The organism is Arthrobacter sp. UYCu723 (assembly GCF_054059215.1).
Map to the genome: position 1 here is coordinate 1,190,314 of NZ_JBSSBW010000001.1, position 13,746 is coordinate 1,204,059.

9 protein-coding genes and 1 pseudogene are annotated in these 13,746 nt (G+C 65.4%); 8 read left to right on the forward strand and 2 right to left on the reverse strand.

The window, feature by feature from the left end:
• The first annotated feature begins 217 nt into the window (after positions 1-217).
• Positions 218-2,935, forward strand: a complete 2,718-nt coding sequence (locus tag ACVWZ8_RS05375; protein WP_456504029.1) for a DUF4118 domain-containing protein — start codon at positions 218-220, stop codon at positions 2,933-2,935.
• Entirely contained in the window at positions 2,935-3,609 is a 675-nt protein-coding gene (locus ACVWZ8_RS05380; protein WP_456504030.1) for a response regulator, read from the forward strand. The genes ACVWZ8_RS05375 and ACVWZ8_RS05380 overlap by 1 nt, the downstream gene beginning before the upstream one ends.
• A gap of 135 nt (positions 3,610-3,744) precedes the next feature.
• Here ACVWZ8_RS05380 and ACVWZ8_RS05385 read toward each other — a convergent pair whose 3' ends face one another.
• On the reverse strand, positions 3,745-4,455 hold the full coding sequence (locus ACVWZ8_RS05385; RefSeq protein WP_426975849.1) for a FadR/GntR family transcriptional regulator: 711 nt from the start codon (positions 4,453-4,455) through the stop codon (positions 3,745-3,747).
• A 248-nt stretch (positions 4,456-4,703) separates the two neighbouring features.
• Here ACVWZ8_RS05385 and eat point away from each other — a divergent pair, with 248 nt between their 5' ends.
• From eat to ACVWZ8_RS05410, 5 genes and pseudogenes are all read left to right on the forward strand, one after another.
• Entirely contained in the window at positions 4,704-6,158 is a 1,455-nt protein-coding gene (gene eat / locus ACVWZ8_RS05390; RefSeq protein ID WP_426975848.1) for an ethanolamine permease, read from the forward strand.
• A 52-nt stretch (positions 6,159-6,210) separates the two neighbouring features.
• A pseudogene (locus tag ACVWZ8_RS05395) lies at positions 6,211-7,594 on the forward strand (glutamine synthetase family protein).
• Positions 7,575-8,324, forward strand: a complete 750-nt coding sequence (locus ACVWZ8_RS05400) for a gamma-glutamyl-gamma-aminobutyrate hydrolase family protein (protein WP_426975846.1) — start codon at positions 7,575-7,577, stop codon at positions 8,322-8,324. The pseudogene ACVWZ8_RS05395 and the gene ACVWZ8_RS05400 overlap by 20 nt, the downstream one beginning before the upstream one ends.
• Complete coding sequence (locus ACVWZ8_RS05405; RefSeq protein WP_426975845.1) at positions 8,321-9,694, forward strand: aldehyde dehydrogenase family protein; 1,374 nt, start codon at positions 8,321-8,323, stop codon at positions 9,692-9,694. The genes ACVWZ8_RS05400 and ACVWZ8_RS05405 overlap by 4 nt, the downstream gene beginning before the upstream one ends.
• A gap of 39 nt (positions 9,695-9,733) precedes the next feature.
• Positions 9,734-10,516, forward strand: a complete 783-nt coding sequence (locus ACVWZ8_RS05410) for a 3-oxoacyl-ACP reductase (RefSeq protein ID WP_426975844.1) — start codon at positions 9,734-9,736, stop codon at positions 10,514-10,516.
• 73 nt (positions 10,517-10,589) lie between these two features.
• Here the strand turns inward: ACVWZ8_RS05410 and ACVWZ8_RS05415 are convergent, their stop codons facing one another.
• Positions 10,590-11,771, reverse strand: a complete 1,182-nt coding sequence (locus ACVWZ8_RS05415; protein ID WP_426975843.1) for an acyl-CoA dehydrogenase family protein — start codon at positions 11,769-11,771, stop codon at positions 10,590-10,592.
• Positions 11,772-11,998: 227 nt separating this feature from the next.
• Between ACVWZ8_RS05415 and ACVWZ8_RS05420 the strand changes: the two genes are divergently transcribed.
• Entirely contained in the window at positions 11,999-13,738 is a 1,740-nt protein-coding gene (locus tag ACVWZ8_RS05420) for an AMP-binding protein (RefSeq protein ID WP_456504031.1), read from the forward strand.
• The last annotated feature ends 8 nt before the right edge of the window (positions 13,739-13,746 follow it).

A 13,746-nucleotide genomic window follows, 5' to 3' on the forward strand; every position in this document is an offset into this window, starting at 1 on the left:
CACCTTCTCCTAATCCGGCTCGGGTGTCTCGAAACCTCTGTGTCTCGAAACGCATGCCATGCAAGACGGCACCTGCCGCCGACAACTGCGACATCGAGCGATCACAGAACGCCGCCACGAAGCGCCGAACTCCACAGCCGTGGCGGGTGCCTATCTTGACGAATCCTTGACGCCGTTGTGGCCGGTCGCGCAGTGCGGAAACTGGAAGAATGACAGCATGGCACGTGGAACGCTGCGCATCTTCCTGGGGTCAGCACCCGGCGTCGGCAAGACCTACGCCATGCTCCGTGAGGGGCACCGGCTGCGCGCCAACGGCCAGGACGTCGTCGCCGTCGCGGCCCGGGACCGCGGCCGCAAGGAGACCCGCGAACTGCTGGAAGGGCTCGAGCTCATCCCGGCCGCCCGGGTGCCGTATGGCGGCCTGTTGGTCGAAGAGTTGGATCTGGACGCGGCGCTCCGCCGCTCGCCCGCCACTGCAATCGTGGACGAATACGCGCACTCCAACGTCCCAGGCAGCCGGAACCCCTATCGCTGGCAGGACATCGATGAACTGCTGGATGCCGGGATCAATGTCCTCTCCACTGTGGACGTCCAGCATCTCGCATCGCTCAGCGACGTTGTCAGCGCGATCACCGGGGTCCGCCCTGCCCAGACCGTCCCGGATGCGATCGCCCGACGGGCTGAGCAGATACAGCTGGTGGATGTCTCCCCCGACGTACTGCGACAGCGGCTCGCGGACGGCAAGATCGTCGCGAAGGACCGGATCGACGCCGCCCTGTCCAACTACTTCCGTCCGGGCAACATGGCGGCACTGCGCGAACTAGCTCTGTTGTGGCTCGCGGACCGGGTGGACGAGAGCCTGGCCAGCTACCGGCAGGGAAACGGGATCGAAGACAGCTGGCCCGCGCGCGAGCGCATCGTCGTCGGGCTGAAGGGTGGCCCGGACGGCGAAGCCTTGATCCGCCGTGGGGCCAGGATCCTCAACCGGGTCAACGGTGGCGACCTGCTGGCGGTGCACGTGCGGGCTGCGGAGGGGGTCGCCGCCGAATCCCCGCAGGCCCTCGAGGCCCAGCGCCGTCTGGTCCTGGATCTCGGCGGCAGCTACCACATCGTGGCCGGGGAGGACCCGGCGGCCGCCCTGCTGGATTTCGCCCGCAGCGTCAACGCCAGCCAGATCGTCCTGGGTGTCTCGCGCCAGGGCAAGCTCGCCGGACTGCTGAAGGGCCTTCGTGGCGGCGCCACGGGCACCCGGGTGGTGCGCGACTCCGGTGACATCGACGTCCATATGGTGTCCCAGCCGCTCCACGACGGACGCTCCGGCCTGCCACGGCGACAGGACCTGGGCCGGGTCCGGGCCACCGTCGGTTTTCTCCTGGCCGTTTTCCTGCCCGCCCTCCTGCAGCTGGTGCTTGCGGTTAGCCCTGATAAAAACCTTGCCACGACAGTCCTGGTCCAGCTCACGGGGTCCGTCGCGGTGGCCCTCGTTGGCGGCTTGTGGCCGGCGATCCTCGCGGCCCTCTGGAGCAGCCTGCTGGTGAACTATTTCTCCACGCCGCCGCTGGGCACCCTCACCATCAGCGATTCGGAAAACGTGCTCGCCCTTCTCGTCTTTGTTGGGGTGTCAGCCGCTGTGGCAATCGTAGTTGACGTCTCAGCCCGGCGGTCCAAGGAGGCTGCCCTGGCCCGCGCCGAAGCCACCACCCTGGCCGACCTCTCGCGCGGGGCAGCAGACTCGGAGGACACAGTCATGGGGTTGCTGGCACAGGCTATGGACGTTTTTCAGGTCCGGGGCGCGGCACTGTTCAGCTTGCCCGACGACGACGACGACCGCGACGGCAGCCGCGGCGGCGGCAGCACCAGGTCCCAGGGTGACGGTTCCCGGCCTGGCTGGCGCCTGATCGCGAGCGTCGGCGAGGTTCCGCCGGCCCCACCCGGTTCCGGCGATGCCCCCGGCACGTCAGGTATCCAGGGCGACAACGTTGAACAGATCAATGCCACCACCTGTCTGGTCCTCTCCGGGCGGGTGCTGCCGGCGAGCGACAGAAGGCTGCTTGGGGCCTTCGGCGTGCATCTGGTGGCGCAGTTGGAGCGCCAGCGTCTGCTCGCCAGCCGCAATGAGGTCCTGCGGCTGGCAGAGAGCAACACCATGCGCACCTCAATCCTCCGCGCCGTCTCGCACGATCTCCGCACCCCGTTGGCCGGAATCAAACTTGCTGTTGGGGGCCTCCGGCAGCAGGGGGTCAGCTACACCCCCGAGGAAGAGCAGGAACTCCTGGCGACGATCGAGGAGTGCTCCGACCGGTTGGACGTGCTGGTGGGAAACCTGCTGGACATGTCCCGGATCACGTCCGACTCCATCCGGCCGCTGTTGCGGCCCGTGCGCTGGCAGGAGGTCATTCCCGGTGGCCTGCACGGGATCGCACCGGGCCGGGTTCGCGCCGAGCTCCCCGCCAATATGCCCGAGGTCGACGCGGACCCAGGCATGCTCGAACGTGTCATTGCCAACATCGTTGAAAACGCCGTCAAGTACGCCCCCGATTCGGACATAGTCCTGGCCGGTTCCGCCGGTGGCCTGAGCCGGGCCAGTGTGACTGGCCGTCCGGCCGGGGAGCTGCGCATCATCGACCATGGCACGGGCGTCCCGGCAGAAAGAGTCGTGGAAATGTTCCGGCCTTTCCAGCGTCTGGACGACGCATCGCCGGCTACCGGCGTCGGGCTGGGCCTGGCCGTGGCGAAGGGGTTTACCGAGGCGATGGGCGGCCGCCTGACCGCTGAAGCCACACCGGGCGGCGGCCTGACCATGGCCATCAGCCTCCCGTTGTCCGAGGGCGTTCCTTTCGATGCGCCTGTTGAGCAGGCACCGCTGGAACCGCAATCGGCCATTGCCCGGCGCCACCACGCCCCGCCGATCCTTTCGTCCGGGCCGGACGCCTGATGACAGCTGTCCTGGTGATTGATGATGATCCGTACTTGCTGCGCGCCCTGCGGATCACCTTGAAGGCCCACGGCTACGCCGTCAGCACGGCCGCGGACGGACGATCCTCGCTGCTCGCGGCCCGGCAGAATGCACCGGCAGTAGTGATCCTGGATCTTGGCCTTCCCGACCTGGATGGCACCAGTGTAATCCGGGAGCTCCGCAGCTGGAGCCGGGTTCCCATCCTGGTGCTCTCCGCACGCCACGGCTCCGAGGACAAGGTTCAGGCCCTGGATGCCGGCGCCGATGACTACATCACCAAACCGTTCGGCCTTGATGAGCTCCTGGCCCGCCTCCGTGCCCTCCTGCGCCGCAGCATCGATCCGGACCAGACTCCGGTTATCACCACAGATGCTTTTACCGTGGATCTGGCTAAACGCCTGGTGCTCCGCGACGGCCAGGACGTCCGCCTCACCCCGACCGAATGGCACATGCTCGAGATACTCGTCCGTAACCCCGAAAAACTCGTCACCCAGCAACAGCTGCTCTCTGAGGTGTGGGGACCGTCCTACGCCAAGGAAACCAATTACCTGCGCGTGTACATGGCCCAGCTGCGGCGCAAGCTGGAGCCAGACACTTCCAACCCCCGTCACCTGATCACCGAGGCAGGGGTTGGATACCGCTTCCGGCCCTGAGTCGGTGCGCTCCGCCCGGCACCTCTCCGTTGAGTCCGCAGACCGCTCCGGCCGCGGCCCGTTGCCCTGACGCCGGCCGACAACGGCAGAAAAGTTGCGCGCCAGGGCAGATACGGCATTGTGGGTCCAAGTGTGTCAGGACAGGAACCCCCGGAGCAGGGCGGCGGTCCCTTCAAGATGTTGCCGGGTGGCCTGTTCCGCGGCAGCGGGATCGCCACTCAGAATAGCGTCCGCGATCTCTGCATGCTGTTCGTTGGAGTGTTCTAGGTTGGTCCCCAGGAACGGAATCCGGTCCAGCAGTTCGTTGAGTCTGCCCCGGGTTTCCGCGACGGACGCCACGAGGCTTGGCGCGCCTGTCAACTCGGCAATGGCAATGTGGAAGCGGGCATCCCTGGGCCGGTAGCTGGCATCGGTGGCAGCACTGACCTCCGCGAGACAATGGCGCAAGTGGCTGCGCGCTGCCGCAGATAAATCGGAACCTGCTGCCAGCGCGCTTGCCGCGGGCTCGATGACCCCCCGGAAGACGAGCACATCGTGAACATCGGCAGGCTCCAGTGGCCGGATGTCGTGCTGCGCCCGCACGGTAGTGCCGGAAACGTAGGTCCCGCCGTATCGTCCGCGCCGGACATCCAGGTAACCTGCACTCTGAAGTTCGCCCAGCGCGTCCCGAAGAGTCGCCCGCGAGACGCCCAGGTGCTCGGCAAGTTCCCGTTCCGGCGGGAGCTTCTCTGTGGGGGCGAAGATCCCGAGTTTGATTGTCCGGAGAATGTGCTCGATGGTTTCCTCGAAGGCATTTCCGCCGCGGACAGGCCGGAGCATGGCGTAGGACTGGCTGAAGGGGGACACGGTCAAATGATCAGCTCCAGATCGTCCGAAGTGCTGCAACTACTTTCCCTCACAGTACCGCGACGGGGCCCAAAGGTCACCTAAGACACCAATGACTCAACCCCGCTCCAGATTTTGCTCAATTTAGCCGCGCCCCTTGACGTGTGTGATGCACACCACCAGACTAAGTCTCATGCTCTTGGACTAAAAACAGTCCTTTAAGGCCCTGGGTAGGTCCTGGGCAACATCCTCTCATCAAAGGGAAACGCATGAAATCAGCAGACGAAGGCACCGGCATTCGGGACACCGCGAGCGGCAACGAAGCGGACTACCTCCAGCATCGACGGCTCAAACGCGGGGCTGCCGGATGGGTCCTGCTCGCCGGGCTGGGCGTCGCCTACGTTATCTCCGGCGACTTCGCCGGCTGGAACCTGGGGCTGGCCCAGGGCGGCTGGGGCGGCCTGCTCGTAGCCTTCGTCCTGATGGGCATCATGTACACCTGCATGGTGTTCGGGCTCGCCGAGCTCTCCTCGACGCTTCCCACTGCCGGCGCCGGGTACGCTTTCGCACGGCGCGCCCTCGGACCCCTGGGCGGCTTCGCTACCGGGATAGCCGTGCTGATCGAATATGCCGTCGCGCCAGCCGCGATCGCCACCTTCATCGGAGGCTACATAGAAGCGCTCGGGCTGTTTGGACTGACCAACTCGTGGCCGGTCTACCTGGTCACGTACGCCATCTTCATCTGGATCCACCTCCGGGGGGTCGGCGAGGCCCTGAAGATCATGTTCGCCATCACCGCTGTGGCTGTCGTTGCCCTGGTGGCTGCCGCCATCGGGCTGCTGCCGAAATTCGACCCGACCAAGCTGTTCGACATCGTGCCTGACGGATCCGCTGGCTCCAGCGCTTTCCTCCCGATGGGCATCAGCGGCATACTAGCGGCCCTCGTTTACGGGATCTGGTTCTTCCTGGCCGTTGAAGGCGTTCCACTCGCGGCCGAGGAATCGGCCGACCCGAAAAGAGACATGCCCCGGGGCATAATCGTCGCCGTCCTCATCCTGGTCGGCTTCGGTGCCCTGATGCTGGTACTCGTTCCGGGCGCTGCCGGAGCGCAGGCCATGAGCACCTCGGACAACCCGTTGCCGGAGGCGCTCCGTCTGGCCTACGGAGGAAATACCTTCCTGGCCGACTTCATCAACTACGCCGGACTTGCCGGGCTCGTGGCCAGCTTCTTCTCGATCATCTACGCATACTCTCGGCAGCTGTTCGCGCTCTCACGCGCCGGCTACCTGCCAAAATGGCTTTCCCTCACAGGGGCACGCCGCACACCCTACTGGGCCCTGATCGTCCCGGGAACCATAGGCTTCCTGCTCGCCGCGGTCACCCGCGACGGCGCACTGCTCATCAACATCGCAGTTTTCGGGGCCACGGTCTCCTATGTGCTGCTGAACCTGTCCCACATCGTCCTTCGGATCAAGGAGCCTGAGCTGGAACGCGGCTACCGGACTCCGGGCGGCATCGTCACAACATCGATCGCCCTCGTCCTGTCCGCCGTCGCCGTCGTAGCTACGTTCGTTGTGGACGTCTACGCAGCCTCAATAACGGCGGCCATCTTCGCCGCAGCCATTGCGTACTACTGGTTCTACAGCCGCCACCGCATCGTCACGGGATCCCCGGATGAGGAATTTGCGCGGCTGGCCCTGGCTGAGGCCGAACTGAAGCAGTAGCTGTCCTTCGAACATAATCCCACCCATTGAAGACCAACGTTGCGGAGCAACCATGACTGAACAACCAAAACAATCCGGCCTGAACGTCCAGCTCACCCTCGATACGCTGAGAGAGGAGGTGGCCTCCGGAGCCATCGACACCGTGGTCGTGGCCATCACGGACTCCCTGGGGCGGCTTCAGGGCAAGCGCTGCGGCGCGCGCTCATTCCTCGAAGACGTCCTTGACCACGGCGCCGAAGGCTGCAACTACCTGCTGGCCGTCGACGTCGAGATGAATACCGTTGACGGCTACGCGATGTCCTCCTGGGAATCCGGGTACGGGGACATGATGATGCTCCCGGATATCTCCACTTTGCGCCGAGTTCCGTGGCAGGAAGGCACGGCCTTGGTGCTGTGCGACGTGATGTGGACGGACAAGTCCCCCGTGGTTGCTTCACCGCGGCAGATCCTGCGCGCCCAGGTGGAACGTCTCGAAAGACTCGGCTACCGCGCCTTCATGGGCACGGAGCTTGAGTTCCTGATGTTCGACGATTCCTACCGTGCGGCCTGGCAGAAGAACTATCACGGCCTTGATGCTTCCACCCAGTACAACGTCGACTACTCGCTTCTCGCGACCGCGCGCCTGGAACCGGTCATCCGCTCTATCCGCACCAACATGGAAGCAGCCGGCCTGGTGGTCGAATCGTCCAAGGGCGAGTGCAACTTGGGACAGCAGGAGATCACGTTCCGCTTCGACGAAGCCCTGAAGGCCTGCGATAAGCACACCTTCTACAAGAGCGGCGCCAAGGAAATCGCCGACCAGCACGGCAAGAGCATCAGCTTCATGGCGAAGTTCGATGAGCGGGAAGGAAACTCCTGCCACATCCACTTCAGCCTGACAGATCTGGACGGCAACCCCGTCCTACCCGGCGACGGCGAGCCACGGGTTCAGCCCCGTCATGGAGCACTTCATGGCAGGCCAGCTGGCCGCACTGAAGGAACTCACATATTTCCTTGCCCCGAACGTCAACTCCTATAAGCGGTTTGTCGAAGGCAGCTTTGCCCCTACTGCCATCGCCTGGGGTATGGACAACCGTAGCTGCGCGCTCCGCGTCGTAGGTCATGGGCGGGGTCTGCGCACCGAGATACGGGTGGGCGGCGGAGACCTCAACCCTTACCTTGCAGCGGCCGCCTTGATCGCCGCCGTCATCCACGGGCTGGAAAACAGGCTGCCTTTGGGCCCCGCCATGAAGGGCAGTGCCTACGAGTCGGACGCCGAACGGCTCCCCACAAACCTCCGCGACTCACGGGACATGCTGGCTGACAGCAGCATCGCCCGCAAAGCGTTCGGAGACGCCGTGGTGGACCACTACGTCCACGCCGCCGGCGTCGAACTGAAAGCCTTCGACAGCGCTATCACTGACTGGGAGCGCGTGCGTGGCTTCGAACGACTCTGACACTTACCGGCCCAGGATTGCCCTGACCAGCTACTATCAGGACGCCGCGTGGGGAGTCTGGAAAGCCAAAGCGGCCATCGTCCCCGGAACCTATGTGGAGGCTGTGGTGGCAGCCGGCGGCACTCCAATCCTGCTGCCTCCGCTGGGCACGGATGAATCGGTGCTGGATCTGGTGGACGGGCTGATCGTGGTGGGCGGGCCCGATGTGGACCCCGCCCGCTACGGGGCCGCCGCGCACCCGAAAACCGCTCCCCAGCCGCTGCGTGACGAGCACGACACCATACTGACGCGGGCCGCCATGGACCGAGGCCTGCCGCTGTTCGCCATCTGCCGCGGGGCGCAAATCCTCAACGTTGCCCTGAACGGCAGCCTCAACCAGCACATCCCGGACACCAACCCCACAGCGAACTTCCAGCCGGCCCCGGGAGTGTACGGCGAGGCTGCCTTCACTACCGAGTCCGGCAGCCTGATACACGGGCTGCTGGGCGATGCGGCGAAAGCACCGTGTTATCACCACCAGGGCATGGACGCCGTACCGCCGAGCCTGCGCGTCACAGCTTCCTCCGCCGACGGGACCGTCCAGGCTCTGGAAGCGACAGACGGCGCCGGCTGGGTGCTCGGCGTTCAATTCCACCCGGAGCAAAACCCTGAAGACCTGCGGCTTTTCCGCGGATTTGTGCAGGCCGCCGGCAGCTACCGAGCCAACATGAAAGAGATGTCCACGACATGACAGCAACAACCTTTGACGTCATCAACCCGTCCAACGAGGAAGTCATCGAGACGGTCGCACTGGCCGGCCTGGCCGAAGTGGATGCCGCCATTGCCCGGGCGGCCGGCGCCTACGAATCCTGGCGAGCCGTTGCGCCGGCGGACCGCTCGCTGCTGCTGCGGCGCTTCGCCGCGGCTGTCGACGCGGATCTTGAAAACCTTGCCCGGCTTGAAGTCATCAATGCAGGGCACACCATCGGCAATGCACGCTGGGAGGCGGGCAACGTCCGCGATGTGCTCAACTACTATTCCGCCGCGCCGGAGCGTCACTTCGGGAAGCAGATCCCGGTGGCCGGGGGTGTCAACATCACCTTCCACGAACCCCTCGGCGTGGTGGGGATCATCGTGCCGTGGAACTTCCCCATGCCGATAGCCGCCTGGGGCTTTGCCCCTGCACTGGCGGCGGGCAACACCGTAGTGCTGAAACCGGCCGAGATGACTCCGCTGACTGCCATCCGCCTGGCGGAACTGGCGCTTCAGGCCGGCATCCCGGAGGGTGTCTTCCAGGTGGTTCCGGGAAAGGGTTCGGTGGTGGGCGAACGTTTCGTCACCCATCCTGCCGTCCGGAAGGTGGTCTTTACAGGGTCCACCGGTGTCGGCAAGAAGATCATGGCGGGCTGCGCCGGCCAGGTGAAGAGGGTGACGCTGGAACTCGGGGGGAAGAGCGCCAACATTGTCTTCAACGACGCCGATCTGGAAATGGCAGCGGCGGCGGCGCCCGGCGGCGCCTTTGACAATGCAGGTCAAGACTGTTGCTCACGATCCCGCATCCTGGTCCAACGCGACGTCTACGACCGTTTCATGGAGTTGCTTGAGCCCGCCGTCATGGCCCTCACCGTCGGCGATCCTGCCGACGAAGGAACCTCAATGGGCCCCCTCATCTCGGCCCAGCAGCGCCAGACGGTCGCCGGCTTCGTGCCGGACGACGCCCCCATCGCCTTTCAGGGCCAGGCCCCGGCCGGACCGGGGTTCTGGTTCCCGCCTACTGTGCTCACCCCGGACCTGGGCTCACCGTCCTTCACGGAAGAGATATTCGGCCCCGTGGTGGCCGTGGTTCCTTTCACGGATGAGGCCGACGCGATCCGGATCGCCAACAACACCGATTACGGGCTGTCCGGCTCCATCTGGACCTCTAGCGTGGACCGCGCGCTGCGTGTGGCCCGGGGCGTTGAATCCGGAAATCTGTCCGTGAATTCCCACTCCTCCGTCCGGTATTCCACGCCCTTCGGCGGCTTTAAGCAGTCAGGGCTGGGCCGTGAACTCGGACCCGATGCCCTGGATTCTTTCACCGAAACCAAGAACGTCTTCATCTCAACCCAGGCCCTGGCCTAAACAATCCCGGCACTTTCCACCATTACTAAAGGAGTTCCCATGAAAGCAGTAGTCTCCAACCGCCTCGAAGGACGCAGCGCCGTCATCACCGGTGGCGCCAGCGGCATCGGCCTGGCCACGGCCCGCCGCATGGCCGCCGAAGGAGCCAACGTGGTGATCGCCGACATCGAGCCCACTACGGGGCTGGCAGCGGCAACCGAAGTGGGCGGCCTCTTTGTCAAGGTCGATGTCACCAGCGAGCAGGAAGTCCGGAACCTCTATGCCCAGACCAAGGAAACTTATGGCAGCGTTGACATCGCCTTCAACAATGCCGGCATCTCCCCGGCCAACGACGGCTCGATCCTGGACACCGGCATCGATGCCTGGCGCAAGGTACAGGAAGTAAACCTGACGTCTGTGTACTACTGCTGCAAGTACGCCATTCCGTACATGCAGGAGCAGGGCAAGGGCTCCATCATCAACACCGCCTCCTTCGTCGCCGTCATGGGTGCGGCGACGTCGCAGATTTCCTACAGCGCGTCCAAGGGCGGTGTGCTGTCCATGAGCCGGGAACTCGGCGTCGAATTCGCCCGTCAGGGCATCCGCATCAACGCCCTGTGCCCAGGACCGGTGAACACCCCGCTGCTGAAGGAACTCTTCGCCAAGGATCCGGAGAAGGCCGCGCGCCGGCTGATCCACGTCCCGTTGGGCCGGTTCGCGGAGCCTGAGGAACTCGCTGCAGCCGTGGCGTTCCTGGCCAGCGATGATGCTTCGTTCATCACCGCCTCGACTTTCCTGGTTGACGGCGGGATCTCCGGGGCCTACGTGACACCGATCGACTGACCGCACGGCGGACGATCATCTCGGACAGGTGCCGGCCAGGATTAGATCCTGGCCGGCACCGTCTCGTTGGTTCCTAGACGAAGGCCGATTTCCCCGTCACGGCCCGGGCCACGATCAACGAGTTGATCTCGTAGCTGCCCTCGTAGGTGTACAGGATTTCGGCGTCGCCGAAGAGCTTGCCCATCTCGTAGTCGCTGCTGATGCCGTTGCCGCCCATCAGGGACCGTCCCATCGCCACGGAAGCCCGGGCCAGCCGCGTGGTGGTGGACTTGGCCATCGCGGCCTGGACCATTTCCAGCTTGCCCTCCTCCTGGATCCTCGCCAGTTGCGCCATGAGCGCCAAGGAGGCGGAAGCATTCCCCAGGATCTCGGCCAGCTGTTGCTGGATGAGCTGGAAGCTGGCCAGTTCCTTGCCGAACTGCTTGCGTTCCAGCGAGTAGGCACGCGCGACGTCGAACGCGGCCAGCTGGATGCCGGCACCTTGCCAGCCCACCCAGGCGCGCGAATCGCGCAGGAGTTCGTTGGCCCTGGAGAAGTCGGTGGCGCCGGGCAGCATGTTCGATTCCGGGATGCGGACCTCGTCCAGCACGATGTCCGCGTTCTGCATGATCCGCAGCCCGATCTTGTTGGCGATCTTGGTGGCGGTGTAGCCGGGGCGGTCCGTCTCCACGATGAAGCCCTTGATCTGCTGGTCGGCAACGTCGCGGGCCCAGACCAGGGCGAAGTCGGCTATAGTCCCGGCGCCGATCCAGCGCTTGGCGCCGCTGATCACCCACTCGCCGTCCTGGCGCCGTGCAGTGGTGGCCAGCCCGCCGGCGATGTCCGAGCCGTGGTCCGGCTCGGTGAGGGCGAAGGCGCCGAGCTGGGTGAAGGCGGTGAGTCCCGGCAGCCAGCGTTGCTTCTGTTCCTCCGAGCCGAGCTGGTCGATCATGCCGACAATCAGCTCATTATGGATCCCCACGAGGGCCGAGAGCGAAACATCGGCGCGGGCCACCTCGACATACATGAGGCCCTTGAAGAGCTTGGAGGTGCCGTCCGTCTGCAGCCCGCCGAGGCCGTACTTCCCCAGCTCGGCCAGCAGCCCGAAGGGGAACTCCTCACGGTTCCAGTAGTCGATCGAGGCCGCCCGGATCCGGGACTGGAGGAAGTCCCGCACCTCCTGGTAGCGGGCCTGTTCGTCCGGGGGCAGCAGGTCCACGATGTACATCAGGTCGGCGTCCGGAAAGGGCGGCGACGCCACGTCCTTCGGCACCATACCCGGCGCCGTCCCCTCCGGGGGTGCCGCCTGTCCGCTGGCACGTCCTTGTGGCTGCACAGGCATGTATCCCTTCGTCATGCAGCGCCCGCAGAGCAGCGCCGCTCTTCCAAACCCTTGGATGTCCTAGTATATTGCACAGTGACGGGGATCACTAGGATTGCGGTCCCCCGGGCAACGGCGCCGGGCCCGGAACGGCGGCGCCACCAGACGTCGAAAGGTGCACCATGACCGTCACCGAGGAATTCCGCGCCGCACGCGACAGACTGCTTGCCCTCCGCGAGGACTACAGCGGGGCGCGCAACGAATTCCAGTGGCCGCGGTTTGAAGAATTCAACTTCGCGCTGGACTGGTTTGACCAGATCGCCGCGGATCCCGCCAAGGCAGGCAGTCCGGCCCTCGTGATCGTCGAGCAGGACGGCTCCGCGACCCGCCGCAGCTTCGCGGAGCTCTCACGCCGCTCCTCCCAGGTGGCCAACTGGCTGCGCGGCCAGGGCGTCCGGCGCGGGGACCGGATGATCATCATGCTCGGCAACCAGGTTGAGCTCTGGGAGCTGATGCTGGCCGGCATCAAACTGGGCATCGTGATGATCCCCACCACCACCCTGATGGGCCCTGCCGATCTGCGGGACCGGGTGGAGCGCGGCGAGGCACTTTGGGCCGCCGTCGGCAGCGCCAACATCGCCAAGTTCGCCGACGTTCCGGGACGCTACACCCTGATCGAGGTCGGCGCCGGCGAGCGCAGCAGCACCGGCGCGCTGCAGTACGCCGAATCCCACGACGCCGACGCGGCTTTCGCCCCGGACGCCCCCACCATGGCTGACGAAACCCTGCTGCTCTACTTCACGTCGGGCACCACCTCCAAGGCCAAGCTGGTGGAACACACGCACACGTCCTACCCCGTGGGGCACCTGTCCACGATGTTCTGGATCGGGCTGGAGCCGGGCGACGTGCACCTCAATGTCGCCTCGCCGGGCTGGGCGAAGCATGCCTGGTCCAATGTGTTCACGCCGTGGATCGCCGAGGCCTGCGTGTTCATCTACAACTACGAGCGCTTCGACGCCAAGGCCCTGATGGAACAGATGGACCGCGAGTCCGTGACGAGCTTCTGCGCCCCGCCCACCGTGTGGCGCATGCTGATCCAGGCCGACCTGACGCAGCTGAAGAACCCGCCCACCAAGGTGGTGTCCGCCGGCGAGCCGCTCAATGCGGAGGTGATCGACCAGGTCCACCGCGCCTGGGGTCAGACCATCCGGGACGGCTTCGGCCAGACCGAATCCACCGTGCAGATCGCCAACACTCCCGGCCAGCCGATCAAGATCGGCGCCATGGGCAAGCCGCTGCCGGGCTACGACGTCGTGCTCATTGATCCCGCCACGGGCGAGGAAGCCGACGACGGCGAGCTCTGCCTGCGCCTGGATCCCCGCCCCGTCGGGCTGATGAAGGCGTACTACGGCGACCCCCAAAAGACGGCGGACGCCTTCCGCAACGGCTACTACCACACCGGCGATATGGCGAGCCGGGACGAGCGCGGCATCATCACCTACGTGGGCCGCGGCGACGACGTCTTCAAGTCCTCCGACTACCGGCTGTCCCCGTTCGAGCTGGAAAGCGTGCTGATCGAGCACCCGGCCGTGGCTGAGGCCGCCGTCGTCCCCTCCCCCGACGCGCTTAAGCTCTCGGTGCCCAAGGCGTTTGTGGTCCTCGCTGCCGGGCACGAGGCCGGGCCGGAACTGGCCGAGGAGATCCTGCGGTACTGCCGCGACCATCTGCCCCCGTTCAAGCGGATCCGCCGGCTGGAATTCGCCGAGCTGCCCAAGACGATCTCGGGCAAGATCCGGCGCGTGGAGCTGCGCCACAGTGAGGAAGTCCGCCACGGCGGAGGGACGCTGCCGGCGGGCCTCGGCACGGAGTACTCCGAGGCCGATTTCCCGGGCCTGAAAAGCCAGCCTGAAAAGCTAGGCTGAACCGATGA